The organism is Sporolactobacillus vineae DSM 21990 = SL153 (assembly GCF_000377985.1).
In the GTDB taxonomy this organism is placed as follows: domain Bacteria; phylum Bacillota; class Bacilli; order Bacillales; family Sporolactobacillaceae; genus Sporolactobacillus; species Sporolactobacillus vineae.
In genome coordinates this window covers 44598-61664 of record NZ_KB899049.1, presented here as the reverse complement: position 1 = coordinate 61664, position 17067 = coordinate 44598, and the positions used below count along the sequence as shown (strand labels likewise).

General features: G+C 54.6%; 18 protein-coding genes. 8 read left to right on the top strand and 10 right to left on the bottom strand.

Annotation, left to right across the window (positions count from 1 at the left end):
- Nucleotides 1–77: 77 nt before the first annotated feature.
- The 3 genes from pdaA to D889_RS0110555 form a co-directional block, all read right to left on the bottom strand.
- The gene (pdaA, locus tag D889_RS0110565; RefSeq protein ID WP_010632051.1) at nt 78–842 is read right to left on the bottom strand and encodes a delta-lactam-biosynthetic de-N-acetylase; all 765 of its coding nucleotides are present in this window, start codon (nt 840–842) and stop codon (nt 78–80) included.
- A gap of 77 nt (nt 843–919) precedes the next feature.
- Nucleotides 920–1123: an SE1561 family protein gene (locus D889_RS0110560; protein WP_010632052.1), complete on the bottom strand. Its 204-nt coding sequence runs from the start codon at nt 1121–1123 to the stop codon at nt 920–922.
- A gap of 154 nt (nt 1124–1277) precedes the next feature.
- Nucleotides 1278–2450, bottom strand: a complete 1173-nt coding sequence (locus tag D889_RS0110555; RefSeq protein ID WP_010632053.1) for a pyridoxal phosphate-dependent aminotransferase — start codon at nt 2448–2450, stop codon at nt 1278–1280.
- 175 nt (nt 2451–2625) lie between these two features.
- On the opposite strand from D889_RS0110555, the gene D889_RS0110550 reads away from it, so the two are divergent.
- Nucleotides 2626–3402: a carbon-nitrogen family hydrolase gene (locus tag D889_RS0110550; RefSeq protein WP_010632054.1), complete on the top strand. Its 777-nt coding sequence runs from the start codon at nt 2626–2628 to the stop codon at nt 3400–3402.
- A 20-nt stretch (nt 3403–3422) separates the two neighbouring features.
- Nucleotides 3423–4616 (top strand): MFS transporter, encoded by a 1194-nt coding sequence (locus D889_RS0110545; protein WP_010632055.1) that lies wholly within the window; start codon nt 3423–3425, stop codon nt 4614–4616.
- Here D889_RS0110545 and D889_RS0110540 read toward each other — a convergent pair.
- From D889_RS0110540 to D889_RS0110525, 4 genes are all read right to left on the bottom strand, one after another.
- Nucleotides 4609–5052, bottom strand: a complete 444-nt coding sequence (locus tag D889_RS0110540; RefSeq protein ID WP_010632056.1) for a VanZ family protein — start codon at nt 5050–5052, stop codon at nt 4609–4611. The two genes, D889_RS0110545 and D889_RS0110540, sit on opposite strands and share 8 nt — an antisense overlap.
- Nucleotides 5053–5121: 69 nt before the next feature.
- Entirely contained in the window at nt 5122–5985 is an 864-nt protein-coding gene (locus D889_RS0110535) for a YihY/virulence factor BrkB family protein (protein ID WP_010632057.1), read from the bottom strand.
- Nucleotides 5986–6020: 35 nt separating this feature from the next.
- Entirely contained in the window at nt 6021–6569 is a 549-nt protein-coding gene (locus D889_RS0110530) for a hypothetical protein (protein ID WP_010632058.1), read from the bottom strand.
- A 107-nt stretch (nt 6570–6676) separates the two neighbouring features.
- The gene (locus D889_RS0110525) at nt 6677–7153 is read right to left on the bottom strand and encodes a low molecular weight protein-tyrosine-phosphatase (RefSeq protein WP_010632059.1); all 477 of its coding nucleotides are present in this window, start codon (nt 7151–7153) and stop codon (nt 6677–6679) included.
- A gap of 137 nt (nt 7154–7290) precedes the next feature.
- On the opposite strand from D889_RS0110525, the gene D889_RS0110520 reads away from it, so the two are divergent.
- The 6 genes from D889_RS0110520 to D889_RS0110495 all read left to right on the top strand — a co-directional run bounded on the left by D889_RS0110520 (nt 7291) and on the right by D889_RS0110495 (nt 14542).
- Entirely contained in the window at nt 7291–9081 is a 1791-nt protein-coding gene (locus D889_RS0110520) for a M3 family oligoendopeptidase (RefSeq protein ID WP_010632060.1), read from the top strand.
- Nucleotides 9082–9376: 295 nt separating this feature from the next.
- Entirely contained in the window at nt 9377–10063 is a 687-nt protein-coding gene (locus D889_RS0110515; RefSeq protein WP_010632061.1) for a VIT1/CCC1 transporter family protein, read from the top strand.
- 159 nt (nt 10064–10222) lie between these two features.
- A complete protein-coding gene (gene ade / locus D889_RS0110510) occupies nt 10223–11956 on the top strand; it encodes an adenine deaminase (RefSeq protein ID WP_010632062.1) in 1734 nt (577 codons plus the stop codon).
- Between the two features lie 32 nt (nt 11957–11988).
- The gene (locus D889_RS0110505; protein ID WP_010632063.1) at nt 11989–13371 is read left to right on the top strand and encodes an RsmF rRNA methyltransferase first C-terminal domain-containing protein; all 1383 of its coding nucleotides are present in this window, start codon (nt 11989–11991) and stop codon (nt 13369–13371) included.
- A gap of 10 nt (nt 13372–13381) precedes the next feature.
- Entirely contained in the window at nt 13382–14239 is an 858-nt protein-coding gene (locus tag D889_RS0110500) for an LD-carboxypeptidase (RefSeq protein ID WP_010632064.1), read from the top strand.
- A gap of 12 nt (nt 14240–14251) precedes the next feature.
- Complete coding sequence (locus D889_RS0110495) at nt 14252–14542, top strand: hypothetical protein (protein WP_010632065.1); 291 nt, start codon at nt 14252–14254, stop codon at nt 14540–14542.
- On the opposite strand, the gene D889_RS0110490 is transcribed toward D889_RS0110495, so the two are convergent.
- Genes D889_RS0110490 through cbiM form a run of 3 tightly spaced genes read right to left on the bottom strand, consistent with a single transcriptional unit; the run spans nt 14539 to nt 17051 of the window.
- A complete protein-coding gene (locus D889_RS0110490; protein WP_248676834.1) occupies nt 14539–15276 on the bottom strand; it encodes an energy-coupling factor ABC transporter ATP-binding protein in 738 nt (245 codons plus the stop codon). The genes D889_RS0110495 and D889_RS0110490 overlap by 4 nt on opposite strands.
- Nucleotides 15277–15279: 3 nt before the next feature.
- Nucleotides 15280–16083 carry an energy-coupling factor transporter transmembrane component T family protein gene (locus D889_RS0110485; protein ID WP_010632067.1) on the bottom strand — a complete coding sequence of 268 codons (804 nt, stop codon included), beginning with the start codon at nt 16081–16083 and terminating at the stop codon, nt 15280–15282.
- The gene (gene cbiM / locus D889_RS0110480; protein ID WP_010632068.1) at nt 16080–17051 is read right to left on the bottom strand and encodes a cobalt transporter CbiM; all 972 of its coding nucleotides are present in this window, start codon (nt 17049–17051) and stop codon (nt 16080–16082) included. Before cbiM ends, D889_RS0110485 begins: the two co-directional genes overlap by 4 nt.
- Nucleotides 17052–17067 lie beyond the last annotated feature (16 nt).

Below are 17067 nucleotides of genomic sequence, written 5' to 3'. Positions count from 1 at the left end.
GGAGCCACACTGAAACGCTCTGAAATTTAAAAAAAGCCTTCCCGGCGGAATTCTGATCTGCCGGGAGGGCTTTATCGTTATTTTTTTGGCTGCTGATGCCTGTCCAGCGATTTTTCCGCCATCAGATCGTCGAGACTGCGGAATTGATAGTCCTGTTTCTTTAAATCGGCAATCACGCGGGGAAGCGCATCGGCATTATCACGCGACACGGTGTGAAGCAGGACAATGGCTCCGGGATGGATCCGGCGCATGATATGATCGTAGGCATAACCGCCGCCATGCTGCTGGTCGCGCAGCCAGTCCTGATAGGCCGCGGACCAGAAGACGCTGACGTACCCGGCATTATTGGCCAGTTTCAGCGAGCGCTCGCTGAACGTCCCGCGCGGCGGCCGCAAATAGCGCATGGTCTTATTGCCGGTCAGTTTCGTGTAGGCGTCTTTCAGCTTTTTCAGTTCCTGTTCATATCTCTGGTCGCTGATCTGCGAGAGATCCGGATGGCCCCACGAATGGTTGCCGATAATGTGCCCTTCCCGGACCATTCGCCGGACAAGTTCCGGCTGGTCGGTGATATAGTGGCCGGTAATGAAGAAGGTGGCCGGAACGTGCTCTTTTTTCAGAGTGTCGAGAATTTTTCCGGTATAGCCCGCCTCATAGCCGTTATCGAACGTCAGAAAAATTTCCTTCTTCGCTGTATTACCAGTGTAGATCCCGTTGTACTTCTTCAGCAGCGCCGCATATTCCGGTTCGGTAGTCGCCGGCTGATGATTCTTCGCCGGTAGAAAGTACCAGTCCGAAGCGGATCCGGGCTGAGGAAAACAGATGACGGCGCTGACCGCAAGCATCACGGTTAGGAGTATTTTTTTCAGATCGGATCACCTCTTTATGACTAGGTTGACCTGATCCGTTTATTTTATGAGTTTCAGTCCGAAGTCAGATCCGCCTTCCAATCGTCGCGGAACCGGCGAATCCGGATTTCAAATTCGTCCATCATCTGAAGCAGTTTGTCCAGATCCTCCGGCTGTGCCGTTTCTTCATCCAGTGCATCTGCCATAAGAGAAATCAGCCGGATCCTGTCCTTCAGATAAGTGACCTGGGCTTTCTTCGAATGCGTCGCTCTACCCATCGCTCTGCCCCCCCTCAGTTTTTACCTTAACTTTAGCACAGTCCTGATGCACTGTTGCAACTTTACTACATTGGCGCGGGAATCAAAGCCCGGACAGGCAAAAAAATCCTGCGCCGCGTTTTCAGGTGCGGCACAGGATACGGCAGTTATTTTCTCAAAAAAGATTCAGCTTGCTGATGCGTTCAACCGCTTCGGTCAGGCGTTCCGGTTCGGTCAGCAGGCCGATCCGGACATAGCCTTCACCACGTTTGCCGAACCCGACGCCAGGAGCGAGGACGACATGTGCTTTGTCCAGGACGTACTCGAAAAAGGATTCTGAGGTGAAGCCGTGCGGCACCGGCAGCCAGCCGAAGAACGACCCCTGAGACGGTGCGGCATTCCAGCCGATCTTATGCGCCGCATCAAAGAAGGCATTGCGCCGGGTTTCATAACGGGCCACAAGTTCACGGACACAGTCCTGCGGTCCGAGCAGTGCCTTGGCACTCGCCTTCTGGATCGCTCCGAACAGGCTGACATAATAATGATCCTGGATCAGTTCGATGGCCTTGATCACGCTTGGATTGCCAAGGGCAAAGCCGACACGCCAGCCGGCCATGTTATACGTCTTGGACATCGTGTACATCTCGACGCCGACATCTTTCGCCCCCGGCGTCTGCAGGAAGCTGCGCGCTCGCTTGCCGTCGAAGCCCAGTGCGCCGTATGCAAAATCATGAACGACACAAATATTGTGCGCCGCAGCTGTTTTCACCGTCTGTTCAAAGAAATCGGCGGGTGCCGTTACCGCGGTCGGGTTATTCGGATAATTCAGGAACATCAGTTTCGCCTGATCCAGCACCCGTTCCGGCAAAGAGCCATAATCCGGAAGGAAGGCATTCTCCCGGGTCAGCGGCATTTTCTCAACATGCAGATTGGCCAGAGCAAATCCGGACAGATAATCCGGATAACCCGGATCTGGCATCAATACCGTATCCCCGCTATTCAGCAGGCATTCGCCGATCTCGACCAGTCCCGTTTTCGAACCAAACAGGATGGCAACCTCGGTTTTCGGATCAAGGTCGACATCATATTCGCGTTTATAGTATGTAGCGATGGCCTCTTTCAGAAAATCATAGCCGCGGAACGGAGAATATTTGTGATAGAGCGGATTCTCTGCAGCCTGCTGCAACGCCTTGACAATGTGCGGCGGCGTCGGACGGTCGGGATTTCCCTGACCGAGATTAATGACATCATAGCCCCTGGCAATTGCTGCGTTCGTTTTGACAACCAGGCTGGCGAAGAACTGTTTCGGCAGCCTCTTCAGTGCATCAGATTCAGGAAAATTAATCATGCTTCTTCCACCTCGTGTTCAATCTCGTCGGACCATTCCGGAGCAAACCTGTATCATATATAATAGAAAATGCAGTTACCGTTATTGTCGAAGAAAAAGAGCGATTTGTAAAGGGCTGCGCCGGTGAAAGAAATGTGATTTTCCCCGGCAGCTGATAAAAGACGGAGGTTTCGTTATGAAGATTGCACTGATCCAGCTGAACATTGCGTTCGGCCGGCCGGAAAAGAATAAATTGCGTGCAGAAAAAATGTTGCGGGAAGCACTGAAGGCGGGCCCGGATGTCGTTGTGTTGCCGGAGCTCTGGACAACGGGCTATGATCTGGAAAACCTGACGGAAACCGCAGATTCTGACGGAACAGCCATCCGGAAATTGGCGGGAAAATGGGCGGCAGAAAACAAAATCAATATGATCGCCGGCTCCACAGCCCAGAAAACGGATTCCGGCATCTATAATACACTGACCGTTTTCGACCGAAGCGGCGCCTGTGTCAAAGCATACAGCAAAGTGCACCTGTTCCGGCTGATGCGTGAGCATCTCTTTCTGAAAGCCGGGGACAGCGACGGACTCTTCTCTATCGACGGTACCCCTGCTGCCGGATTTATCTGCTACGACATCCGGTTCCCGGAATGGATCCGCAAGCATGTCCTGCTTGGGGCAAAAGTCTTATTCATCCCCGCCGAATGGCCGGAGCCGCGTCTGGATCACTGGCGGACACTGCTGACCTGCCGGGCGATCGAAAATCAGGCATTCGTCGTTGCCTGCAACCGATCAGGCAGCGATCCTGAGAACACCTTCGCCGGCCATTCGATCGTGATCAGTCCCTGGGGTGAAGTGATCGCTGAAGCCGGCGCGGAAGAACAGGTTCTGACGGCCGACATCGATCTTGCAGCCATTGACGATGTTCGCGCCCGAATCCCGGTATTCGAAGACCGGCGGCCCGAACTTTATTAATTTGAAGGGGATTCAGATTCATGAAGCGTTACAATGACACCCTCCGGTTCCCCGCACTGATTGGTGCGGTATTGATTTGCGGCACGGCGGAGGGCATGCTGCTGCCGCTGATTGCCTCCATGCTCGAAGAACAAGGGGTACCCGCGATCGTCAATGGGGCGGGGACAACCGCACTTTACATCGGTATGCTTGTCGCTCTCCCGTTCATGGAAAGACCGATGCAGAAACTGGGCTACAGGACCTTTCTTCTGGTCGGTCTGCTGCTGATTACGCTTGCCTTGTTCCTGTTCCCGTTATGGTTCAATCTCTGGTTCTGGTTCGTCCTGCGTCTGGCCGTCGGCATCGGGGACAGCATGCTGCATTTTGCCGCCCAGACCTGGATCACCATCGGCAGTCCGCATAAAAAAAGAGGACGGAACATTGCCATTTACGGACTGGCTTTCGGACTCGGTTTCGCCACCGGACCGCTGCTCGTCCGTCTGCTCGCTTTCGGTATCGCCGTCCCGTTTCTCACTGCCGGCTTTCTCTGCACTCTTTTCCTGATTCCATTGGTTCTTCTGAACAATGCGTTCCCTGATCAGACCACCCGGCAAGGGACCCGTCTGTCCGACAGCCTCCGCCGCTACCGGAAGACGACGGCGATGGTCTGGTCCGGCCTGACCGCAACATTCGGCTATGGATTTATGGAGGCGTCGCTGAATAACAGTTTTCCTGTCTTCGCCCTGAGAAACGGACTCGGCATGAATGGCGTCGCCGCCCTGCTGCCTGCCTTTGTTTGCGGCGGCTTAATCACACAGATTCCGATCGGCATGCTCAGCGACCGGCTGGGACGGAAAAAGCTTTTGCCGATCCTGACGCTTCTCGGAGCCGTAACTTTTCTGGTTTCCGCACTGATCCCCGTCCGTTTTTCCGGATTCTTTTTCACATTTCTCGCTGCCGGCCTGCTGACCGGATCGCTCTACTCGCTCAGTATGGGCTATGTCAGCGATATGCTGCCGCGAAGGCTGATCCCGCTCGGCAATATCCAGATGAGCCTCTCTTACAGCATCGGCTGTATGGCCGGACCGGTCGTCAGCAATCTGCTGATTAGCGTGGCGAAGAAAGGAAGCCTGTTTTTCGGCATTGCCGGCATGCTGCTGATCGTTTCCGCAAGTGTCGTGATGCAGCAGATTGGGCGTTCCCGCAAGTCGTGTGAAACCGTCCGGGTCAGCTGAAGAAGAAAATCCGGTGACGGAAGAAAACGGTCATGCTGAAGACGACGGCCCCGGTCAGGGCACCCAGGGTATTAAGCAGGAGATCGTCAATATCAAAAATTCGTGAAGCAATAAAATATTGGACAAGTTCGATGGCCAGGCTGAACAGAAATCCGGAGGCAACGGTTTTCAGAAAACGAAATCTGCCCCGGAGCAGTGCGGGAAGCAGCAGGCCGAGCGGAAGAAACAGCGCCACATTACCCGCTACATTTTTCAGAATCAGCAGGCTGTCGCCGCTGCGCAGCATCAACCGGATACTTTTTGACAGTGTCAGATTGACGGACCGTCCGTACGTATAGTAGTTATGCGTCAGCAGCGTCAGAATCAGAACCGCCGCCAGATAGATCAATAAGCAGGCAAGGACAAGCCGGTGTTTCGGATCGCTCAGTTTCATCATGCGATGCCCCTCCTCCTCTGCTATACGTATGAGACAGGCTCGGATCTGATGAATCACTGAAAGCGAGGATTATGGCTTTCCCGGGGGCTGCCTGCGGGCGGCAAACTCACGGTAGACGGCATTAATCTGGCCGCCGAGAATGACGGTAAACGCCGTGATGTAGAACCAGATCATCAGAATAATAATCCCGCCGAGCGTTCCGTACGTCGATGCATAGTGTCCGAAATAGCGGACGTACATGGAGAAGGCGTAAGAAGCCAGCTGCCAGCCGATTCCGGCAAAAATGGAACCAAACAGGACGTCACCCAGTTTCAGCCGGATATTCGGCCCCAGCATGTAGAGGAAAGCAAAAATAAGGATAATCGCGGCAAAGGTGACCAGCGTACTGAGTACGGACCACAACTGGAAAAAGTTATCCGAAAGGCCGAGTTGTGCAAACAGTGTTTTTGTCCAGGCCGCCGACACGACGTTGACCGCCAGCGTCATCGCAATAGCGAACACCATGGCGACGGTAAAGCACATTGCCAGAAAGCGGGTCAGGATGTAAGGCCTTGTCTCCCGGACGTGAAAAGCGCGGTTAAGTGTCCTGACCAGCGCATTGATCGCGCTGGACGCCGGCCAGAGTGTAGCAATTACGCCAACGGACAGCAGCCCGCCGCTTTTTGTGAAAACAACATCAAGATTCTCACGGATCAGGCTCATGACTTCGCCGGGCAGATACTGATTGAGGAATGGAATGACTTCCTGCTTCGTCAGACCGAGATAGGGAAGCACGGCAAATAAAAAAATCACAAGCGGAAAAAGCGACAACAGGAAATAATACGCTAATGTCGCCGCAAGATCCACTGTGTGATCTTCAATAAGCCGGTTGCGGAAAAGCCGGATCAAAACCTTTGTTTCCCCGAATTTCTCTTTCTCTGCTCGTTTCTCCATTGCCGCGTTCCATCCTCTCAGCCTGTAGCGAAGGATTATGACGGGTGATGATGCGCGTTCAGTGATCCCTGTTCCCACTCGGCTTCCCCGGAAATACCCCCGGAAGAGTCAGGGTACTCAGGCATTGTCCCCGGATTCGGCACCGTCGTTTCGTTTTCAAGACGCTGCAGCGCATCCTCTTCGGTATCGACAAGCACCGGATCATTAAACTGCATCAGATTTTGTCCCGCATGTCTGATCTTACCGGCCATTTCCGTGAGTTCACTGCCGGCCTCCATCGCATATTGATAGGTGCTGCCCGTACTTGTCCGGGCTTTCTCCGCGTGCTCCAGCATCTGCTGAAAATCCGTTGAAAGTTCTCTGGCAAGTCCTTTCAGCCGTGTACCGGACACGGAAAGATAGCGGCCGACCTGATCGGGATGGCGGTAAATCGTCTGGACCATCCGCCCGCTGTTTGCTGCTGCTGAAGACAGGCGCTGTCCCCAGACCGAGCGGGTCTCGCGCCCGAACAGCGACAGTCCGCAGCCGATTACGCCGCCGATCAGCATGAACCGGCCCATTCGGCTTCTGCCATAAATGCTCATCAGCTTTTGCCTCCTTGCACGATTTGCAATCCAAAGCGGATTACTTTTCTAGTCTGCACAGAGGGACATTTTAATATCGGAGGAAAAGGCGGCCAAATCATTCCGTTTCACGATATCCGGTTCTTCAGCACTAACCGGAGCAGCCGGTCGGTTCCTTCATCGATCAGGCGATAGACCCGATCAAAATTTCCTGAATAGTAAGGATCGGGAACGTCCCTTCCTTTACGGTCATCGAGAAACTCCATGAACCGTCTCACCTTCTGCCGTCGCCGCTCATCTGGTCCTGCGAGCGCCAGCAAGTCTGCTTCATTTTCCCGGTCCATGGCCACAAGCAGGTCAAAGTGATCGAAGTCCTGCCGGGTCACGCGCCGTGCATGAATGCCGGTCCAGGAGACGCCGGCTTTATCCAGTACCTTTCTCGTGCCCGGATGCGGCAGACTGCCGATATGCCATCCGCCGGTTCCTGCTGAATCGACCTCAATCCGGTCCGCCGCGCCTGACTGAACGACTTTCCGGCGTAGCACCGCTTCCGCCATCGGCGACCGGCAAATGTTGCCGAGGCAGACAAACAAAATACGGATCATTTTCGCTCATCCTTACTTTTATCATACATCCGATGGTCCCATCATAACCCATTCGGCGGTTAAACCTCAAAGATGTGCTGCGCCAATTGCGATCCGGTTATGCTATGATAAGTTCAAATTAAAGGAGCGATCTGCAGATGAAAACACTGAATCAGCAATGGGATCTTGATCCGATCTTCAAGGGCGGCAGTACCTCACCGGAATATAAAAATTTTCTGGATCAGCTGGAACTGGACATTAATGCGCTGACAACCTATCTGAAGAAAAAGGAGCAGCCGTTTACCAGCGCAGAGACTGCTGCTTTTCAAAAATGCATCGGCACCTATGAAGCCATTGACCGGCGGATGAGCGAAGCTTCGGCTTTTTCCGAATGCCTGACCGCACAGAACATGGAGGACGAACAAGCGCTGGCGGCAAGCAGCCGGATCCAGAGTCTCGGCGCGGCGTTCGGAATTTGCGGCACACGGCTTGACGCGCTCTTCCGACAGATCAGCGACAGCGACTGGAAAACCCTGCTCGCCGGCAGTGCGATGGAAGGGATCCGGTTCGCTCTTGAGGAAAGACGAAATCAATCCAGAAAGAAGCTGCCTTCCGAGCAGGAAGAACTGATCGGCAGCCTGGCTGTTGATGGGTATCATGCGTGGGGCAGCCTGTACTATTCCCTCGTCAACAAAATTAAGATTCCGTTTGACCATCCGGAAAAGGGCCGGGAAACGCTGTCGGTCAGCCAGGCAAATAATCTGCTTGACTATGCCGACCGGGCAACCCGCCAGTCGGCGTTTCACGCACTGGAACATGCATGGTCGGATAGCGCCGATCTGTTTGCGGCCACGCTGAATCACATTGCCGGGTACCGGCTGACGGCCTATCAGGCCAGAGGCTGGTCCGATGTGCTGGACGAACCGCTGGATGATAACCGCCTGTCACGCAAAACACTAACGACGATGTGGCGGACCATTAATGAATACAAGCCGGAACTCGTCAGATTTCTGAATCGGAAGGCAAAACTAATCGGCGTGAAAAAGTTGTCCTGGTTTGATGTTGACGCCCCGCTGATCCGCAGCAGCAAGAAAGTTTCCTATGAAGAAGCTGCTGATTTTGTGGTCGATCATTTCCGGACTTTCAATCCGAAAATGGCGGATTTTGCCAGGCACGCCCTGGATCACCGCTGGATCGAAGCGGCGAATCGGGCGAACAAACGGCCGGGCGGCTTCTGCACCAATTTCCCGGTAACCGGCGAATCACGGATTTTCATGACCTTCAGCGGCACCGCAACCAACACATCGACAATCGCTCATGAACTTGGGCATGCCTATCATCAGTCGCTGATGAATGATCTTCCTTTTCTCTCCCAGCACTATGCGATGAATGTGGCGGAAACAGCATCAACCTTCTCGGAAATGATTGTCGGCGATGCTGCCGAATCCGCGGCGAAATCACGCGATGAGAAACTGGTTTTCCTCAGCAACAAGCTCGAGCGCAGTGTCGACCTGCTGATGAACATTCACGCCCGTTTCCTGTTTGAGACTCGTTTCTATGAAGCGCGGAAACAAGGCATCGTCAGTGTCGCCCGTCTGAATGAGCTGATGGAGAACGCTCAGAAAGAAGCCTATCTGAACGCGCTCGACGTGTACCATCCGACATTCTGGGCTTCCAAACTGCATTTTTACATCACCGACTGGCCGTTTTATAATTTCCCGTATACCTTCGGCTTTCTGTTCAGCACCGGGATCTATGTCCGGGCATTGAAAGAAGGCAAATCATTTGCGGAAAAATATGATGCTCTTCTCCGGGACACCGGCCGGATGACCACCGAGCAGCTCGCCGAGAAGCACCTGGGCGCCGATCTGACACAGCCGGACTTCTGGCGGTCGGCACTGGACTATTGTGTGCAGGACGTACAGGAATTCCTGAAGCTGACCGAATGAGGCTGTTGATTAAAATAAATTCTGGAATCAGGCGATCTGTATAGACAAAAAAACAATTTGATAATAGAATGATTAAGCGGTAATCAATAATAATTTTAAACAAGCAATCCATGCTGTCACCTTACGGGGTGGCAGCATGTTCCGTTTTAGGGGTCGTGAACATGATTACTATTCTCAGTTAGACACCATTTTTTCGGTTTTAATGAATTATTCAGCTCTGTTAAGAATTTTTTTATAGCCGGCACAAAAAGAAGCAGACACTTTTGACAGGGCCAACAGAAAAGGGGTCATTCACTTGGAAGAACAGATTCAAGGCGGGATGAATCAGAAGCTGAACATCCTTCGGGCAGGGGTACTTGGTGCGAATGACGGCATTGTATCTACAGCCGGTATTGTCATTGGCGTAGCCGGCGCGACAACGAATACCATGACACTGGTGATCTCCGGGCTCGCCGGGCTCGTATCCGGAGCTTTGTCGATGGGCGGCGGTGAGTATGTGTCCGTCAGCACGCAGAAAGACACCGAAAAGGCCGTGATCGCCAAGGAAAGCGCCGAACTGGAAGACGACTACGACGGCGAAATCAACGAACTGGCAAAAATTTATGAACAGAACGGACTCTCCGAGGAGCTGGCCAGAAGAGTTGCCGTCGAACTGATGAGCAAGGATGCGCTCAAGGCACATGCCGCAGCGGAACTGGGGGTCAATCCGGCAGATTATGTCAATCCCTGGCACGCCGCGTTTTCCTCCATGCTTTCCTTCACGATCGGCGCAATCCTCCCCTTCCTTTGTATTGCACTGATTCCCGGAGCATTTAAGGTGCCGGTCACCGTTCTGGCTGTATTGATTGCACTCGGACTGACCGGCTTCATCAGCGCCAGACTCGGCGGCGCCCCGCGCTGGCCGGCGATTGCCAGAAACATCATTGTCGGTGCACTGACGATGACCGTAACCTATATGATCGGACAGTTCTTTCACGTCTGACGCTGAATGATGAGCTTGCAGAGCGCAGTGCTCCGGTTCCGGAGGCTGCGCTTTGCTGTCTGAGTCTGCCCTGTCTTTTCCCACACCGGCGAATTTCCGTTATAATGGTCTATATATATCAGCGGAGAATGTTCCGGCACGAAAAGGGGAAATCACTTGTTGTCAGAGAAAAAAGCGTTTATTCATCGCATCCGCACGGCTTCAGGAGAAAAGCCGGCGGATTTAGTGATTAAAAATGGAAAGGTCGTCGATGTCTTCGGCGGCGGCCTGCTGGATACCGATGTGGCAATTACCGGGGGCATGATTGTCGGCCTTGGACACTATCACGGCAAAAAGACTCTGGATGCCGGCGGGAAGATCGTCAGTCCGTCCCTTATCGACGCCCATGTGCATATTGAGTCGTCGATGCTGACGCCGGGCGCCTTTGCCGGTGTACTCGCCGCGCATGGCGTGACCTCAGCTATCGTCGACCCGCACGAAATTGCCAATGTGCTCGGGACGGACGGGATACGGTTCATGCTCCGCCGGGCGGCCGACAGCCTGATCGATATTTACGTGATGCTCCCTTCGTCCGTGCCGGCCACTTCATTTGAACATAACGGTGCAACGCTTCATGCCGAAGACCTCGAGCCGCTTTTCGATGATCCGCATGTTTTCGGCCTCGCTGAAGTGATGGATTTCCCGGCTGTGCTTCATGCCGACCCGGTGATGACCGACAAACTGCTGATGACGCAGAAACACACGTGGCGGATCGATGGTCACGGCGCCGGTCTGGATGCCGGAGCGATCAACGTGTATCGCACAGCGGGCATCCGCACGGATCACGAATGCGTCTCGATCAGCGAGGCAGAAGACAGGCTGGCACGCGGCATGTATGTGATGATCCGTCAGGGGACTGTTGCCAGGGACCTGCCCCAGCTGATCGGCCTGGTCAACGCGCGCAACAGCCGCCGCTTTCTTTTCTGCACCGATGACAAATATTGCGACGATCTGATCGCCGAAGGCAGCGTCGACCACAATATCCGTATGGCGATCCGCAGCGGTCTTGATCCGATTACCTGCATTAAAATGGCGTCACTGAACACGGCCGAATGCTATGGCCTGCGCACGAAGGGGGCGATTGCACCAGGCTATGAAGCCGATTTCCTGCTGCTGGACGACCTGGAACAGTTCTCCATCAGCCAGGTTTATGTCCGCGGGGAAAGAGTTGCCGGAAACGGGCAGGCTGTTTCCAGCCAAAAGGCGTCCGAAGCGCACCCGAAACCGCATCCGCTGGTTCTTCCCGAATTAACGCCGGACCGGCTGACCATTAAAATCGGTCCGTCACACAAGGCTCATGTGATCGGCATCGTTCCGAACAGCCTGGTCACCCGCGACCGTGTTGAGAATGTACCCGTTCACAACGGGGTTTTTACATTTACGGAAGGGAAAGATTTTCTCAAAATGGCCGTCATCGAGCGGCACAAGGGGCTCGGTACGATCGGCCTGGGCATTGTTGGCGGTTTCGGTCTGAAATCAGGAGCGATTGCCACTACCATTGCCCATGATTCGCACAATCTGGTTGTCACCGGCTGCAGCGACGCCGATATGATCGCCGCGGCGCAGCGGCTGAAGCAGATCGACGGCGGCATGGTCGTCGTGAATCACGGAAAAGTGCTGGCGGAACTCGCTCTGCCGATCGCCGGACTGATGACCGATGCGCCGGCCGCAGCAGTTGCTGAGAAGCAGAAGGTGCTGCGGATTGCAGTGTCGTCGCTCGGTGCTCCGGAAACATTCAATCCGTTCCTGACACTCTCTTTTCTCAGTCTGCCGGTGATTCCCGATCTGAAACTGACCGATACCGGCCTGTTCGACGTCCGCCAGTTTACGCATGTGAACGTCTCGGTTGATTAAACCGTTTCATCCGGTCAAGGAGGTTCCTTTTTTTGCCGCTCCCTGAAGCTTTTATCAATAAAATGTCCCGCCTGCTCGGCGATGAGTCAGACGCCTTTTTCAAAACATATAAGCAGAAACGTGCCTTTGGCCTGCGCATGAATCCGCTGAAACGCTCCGATGGAAAAACAGCTGTCCTTTCCCGGTTTCATTTGCGGTCCGTGCCGTTCTGCCCCACCGGCTATTATTACCCGGAAGCCGATGAACCGGGTAAAAGCGCTCTGCATCAGGCCGGCCTTTACTACATTCAGGAGCCCAGCGCGATGTTTGTCGCCGAGACGCTTGATGCCCGGCCCGGTGAACGCGTTCTTGATCTGTGCGCGGCACCCGGCGGAAAATCCACACAGATTGCCGGTGCCATGCACAATCAGGGACTGCTCGTCAGCAATGAACCCTACCCGAAACGTGCTAAGGCGCTCTCAGAAAATATTGAACGGATGGGGATCACGAATACACTGGTGACTAACGAAACGCCGGAACGCCTGGCAGACTATTTCCCGGGAAATTTCGACAGGGTTCTTGTCGACGCGCCATGCTCTGGAGAAGGGATGTTCCGGAAAGATCCGGACGCGGCTCAGTACTGGAGCCCGGCACATGTTACGGAGTGTGCGGCGCTCCAGAAGGAGATTCTGGAACAGGCGATCACCATGCTGCGTCCAGGCGGCGTGCTCGTCTACTCGACATGTACCTTCTCCCCGGAGGAAGACGAGCGCCAGATCGAACAAGTCCTGCAGAATCATCCGGAAATGGAACTTGTGCCGATTGTGAAATCAGGCGGGATCGAAGACGGGCGTCCGGAATGGACTGAATCGGGCAATCCACAACTGCGTCGGACGGCCCGGCTCTGGCCGCACCAACTGGAAGGCGAAGGCCACTTTGTGGCAAAACTCCGGAAAAGTCAGGGTGATCCCGGGAAAAAGATCCGCACGGCCCGCCCGGCCGGTGAAAACCAGCTGAAAGACTTCAGAACTTTTGAAACGCAGACACTGACGCAAAAACTCGGCGGCAGGTTTTATGCGGCGGGCAGCCAGCTCTACTTGCTGCCGGATTCCTGTCCGGAATTCGGCCGACTCAAGGTCATCCGTGCCGGACTGCATCTCGGCGAGCTGAAAAAGAACCGGTTCGAGCCGAATCATTCGCTTGCCCTGGCACTCCAGACATCATCCTGCCGCAATCTTTTCCCATTAAGAAGCAGAGACGACGAAGAACGGTATCTGCGCGGTGAAACGCTGCCGGTTTCCAGTCAGGCCAAAAAAGGCTGGACGCTTGTCACCATTGACGGATTCCCGCTCGGATGGGGCAAAGTGTCCGGCGGCATGCTGAAAAACTTTTATCCGAAAGGACTGCGTCGCAGAGGGCTGAACCACGAATCATAAGGAGAATATAATGAGCTCATTGTTAAATTCCGGTGATACAGTCGGACTGATTTCGTGTTCAGACGGACTGGATGAATCCGGATGCACAAAAGTAAATGCAATCGTCAGCACACTGCACACGCTTGGCCTAAGGACAAAACTGGCGGAAACGATCTATCGCTGCGCTCATTCTCCGTTCAGCGGGTCACCTGAGGAAAGAGCAGCGGAACTGATGCGCCTGTTTCTCGATCCGGAAATCCGTGCTATTTTCGATGTATCCGGCGGGGACAGCGCCAATCAGATTCTGCCGTATCTCGATTTTGACCGGATCCGCGGTTCCCGGGCTTTCTTTACCGGTATCAGTGATCTGTCCGTCCTCAATAATGCCTTATACACCCGTTCGGGAAAGGTTTCGCGCCACTACCGGGTCATGAATCTGGCCGGCAGATGTGCCGCCGCGCAGCAGGACTTTTTTAATAAATATTTCATGACGCCCGAATCCCCTTCATTCAATTATCGCTGGCTGCGCGGAAAGGCACTGTCGGGTACGGTGATCGGCGGCAACATCCGCTGCTTCCTGAAACTGGCCGGAACGAGCTACTTTCCCGACCCATCGGGCAAGATCGTCTTTCTTGAAGCACTCGGCGGCGGGCCGGCACGGATGGCGTCGCTCCTGGCCCAGCTCGATCAGCTTGCGGTTTTCCGCACATGCAGCGGCGTTCTGCTCGGCACTTTTTCCGAGCTGCAGGAAAAAGCGATGGAACCGGGAATTGAACAGCTTGTCCTGACAATCACGCAACGCTACGGCTTGCCGGTGGCTCAGACCGGGCAGCTCGGTCATGGTGAAGACGCCCGCTGTCTTCCGATCGGCAGATTCCTGCACCTGTAATGGAGGTCCATCATGGAAGAGGAAAACTTTTTCTATTACCTGAAGTTCAACGGATTTCGTCTGGAACAGGAAGGCGGACACATTTTCGCCGATTACGGGCTGGAACGCGGCGACAGCAAGGAACTGCCGCTGACGGCCGCCATTGACCCGGTGAATCATCTGGCGCAATTCACCGTTTCGAGCCGAAAACTGCTTCAGGAACAGTGCCCCGCACATTTTCAAAAAATGCTGGAAAATTCATTTGCCGATCCGGACAATCCTGTATTTGTCCATGCGCTGCACTGGCGGGATCAGCGGGATTAAATAATATTCTGTGCTTCGAGAAATGCCCGGTCACGGATGACTTTTTCATAATCATCAACACGAATCAGCCGATGATCGGCGGAAAAGACGGCCGCCTTCCGAAAAATATCGCCGGCATTTTCAAAGTCGTGAGTCGCACAGATCAGCGTCTTCCCGGCCTGGTTCAGCCGGATCAGCAGCTGCCGCAGGAACCGGCGCGTTTTCGGATCGAGGTTATTCATCGGCTCATCGAGGACATAGACATCCGGATTCAATACAACGGCTGCGGCAATCGCCACCCGCTTTTTCTCCCCGCCGCTGAGGTGATACGGAGCGCGATCCGCAAGTGTGCTGATCTGAAGCAGCCGCATCGCGTCTTCCGTCCTTTTCCTGGCTTCATCCCCCGAAATTCCAAGCTGCTGAGGGCCGAAAGCAATCTCCTCATAGACGGTCGGACAGAACAGCTGGGCATCCGAATTCTGAAAAATGAAACCGATCCGTTTATGAAAGCGGCGGGAAAACTGCGGGTCCTTCAATTTCCGTCCATTGACCGCCGTCCCATCAAAATCAAATGCTCCGGAATCCGCTGTGATCAGACCGTTGATCACTTTCAGGAGCGTGGACTTGCCGCAGCCGTTTGCCCCAAGCAGCGCCACAGAATCCCCCTGCGACACATGAAGCGAAATCCGATCCAGCGCTTTTACCTGATTTGAATAACTATAGGAAATATTTCTCAGTTCAATCACATGACTCATCCTTTAATTCAAGAATAGGAAAGCGGCTGCCAGCAGTCCGGCAACCACCAGACAGAGCAGATCCGCTGCATGAAACGCCGGTACGGCTGCTCTCCGGTAATGACCGGAAAACCCTCTGCAGACCATCGCATCATGCAGATCGGCGGCCATGTCGCTGGATTTCAGAAAAAGGGTTCCGGCGATGCCGCCGACCGACCGGGCCTTCCGGGAGATGTGCCCGACCGTGCGCACTTTCAGGGCATAAAAGAGGGTTAGTACAAAATTGCCAAGGATCACCAGATATTTGATCGTGATATCCAGGACAAAAAGAAACAGATCTGGTACATGAAAAATTTTAAGGGCTTCCGTCATTTCCGGCCAGGAGGTCGACATGGCAACGAGGCCGGCCGCAGAAACCGACAGCCACACTTTTGCCACCAGATCGAGCCGCAGGGGATTTCCGAGAAACACAGCCGGAAGCAGAGTGACCGCCATAAAGACCGCAGCAGCGGCGCCAAGCGATATGATCCTTTTAAGCTGCACGGCGGGGAGGACGCTGATCAGTACGAGCAGTCCGACCGCAGCTACGGAGACAAAGGCGGCACTCCGGCTCAGGGAAACAAGGAAAATGAGCATGATGGCGACGGGAAGCTTGATCCATGGCTGTATCCGCGACAGAAAACCACCATGATCCCGCTGTTCACGGAGCACCGCGAGCATCCGGACAAAACCGGAAATATTTTTCTCAATAAATAGTGCTTTCCCAGTGCCGCCAGTCTCCGGATCGGTTCCGGTCAGCCAGTCCGGCAGTATCAGATGCTCTTTCACCGCTGACCCCCCTTCCTCCGTCCGGACTGCAGCAGGCGGAACAGAATGATCAGGATTGCGCATCCGGCAACGGCCGACAGCAGATAGCCGGCAAACGGTGGAAGACCGTTCATGGAATAACCGGAAAAAAGCGCGTGGTAATCGACCCCGTGAGTCATCCCGGACGGCACGTAGCCGATCTGTCTGCCGATCTCCCGGCCGCTCCATTCTCCCCATGCCGTCGCTGCGGCGAGCAGGCCGAGCGGTGTCAGCATAACCAGAAACAGCAGCAGACCGGACCATTTTTTATACGAAACCTCCCCGGACTGAAGCATGTCCGGTGAAACCCGGTGCAGAAAGGCAAGCACGCCCACTGTGAACGCCGCTTCGGCAAAACCGGCGACGGTCAGATGGGGAATCAGCATCGCCGGAACCGAAATCTGAAGCGGATAGGGCGAATAGAGCGGCAGCCCGTCCGGACCCCGGAACAGCAGCGGCTGAATACCGAATTCAACCCCGGCGGCAAGCGCACCCAGATTGATGGCCGCATAAGACGCGATCCCGGCGGCCGCAAGCTTTCTTTTCCCGCCGGTCAGGACGGACGCAAACGCATGGTACAGCGCATAACCGGAAAAGGGCATGACAAAGGCTATATTAAACAGATTGGCGCCCAGTGCCAGAATGCCGCCGTCCCCGAAAAACAGACTCTGAATCAGCAGTGCGGCGGCAAGCGCCAGACAGGCTGCTTCCGGACCGAGCAGCACAGCCAGCAGCGTTCCTCCTACCGCGTGCGCCGTTGTGCCGCCGGGTACCGGTACATTAAAGAACATGATCAGAAAAGAAAGTGCGGCGCCGACGCCGATCAGCGGCACGTTCCTTTCCGGCAGCTTCGCCCGGACCCGGCGAACGGAAACTGCCAGTACCGGAACCATCGCCGCGCCGAGTACCAGACAAGTCTCCGGACTCAGATAATTATCAGGAATATGCATGACTTGACCTCATCTC